Genomic DNA, 278 nt, shown 5'->3' on the forward strand with positions numbered 1-278 from the left:
GAGGATCAGCAGGAGAACCGCAGCCGCCTGCTGCATTGCCTGCCTGACAGCAGCTGGGCCGAAACGGTGGATGTCAGTGACGGAGAGGCAAGAATGGGGGTGCGCTGCGCCACCCGGGATCACCTGCCGATGGTGGGCGGCGTGCCGGGCACATGCTTCGGCTTAGTATGGGTGCCATTCTGCAACAGCGTATGCTCATCACCTGCAAAATAGACGCGGGTGCGGCCCTGCAGAGATGCAGTAGCTTCAGCAAAGGCTGCGGTATCAAGACGATAGAG

Annotated in this window: 1 protein-coding gene; it reads right to left on the reverse strand. The window is 61.2% G+C overall.

From position 1 onward, the window contains the following. Window positions 1-119: 119 nt before the first annotated feature. Window positions 120-278: hypothetical protein (locus IU459_RS40375; RefSeq protein WP_369123115.1), on the reverse strand; the 159-nt coding region annotated here is incomplete at its 5' end.

Source organism: Nocardia amamiensis (assembly GCF_015477605.1).
Lineage (GTDB): Bacteria > Actinomycetota > Actinomycetes > Mycobacteriales > Mycobacteriaceae > Nocardia > Nocardia amamiensis_A.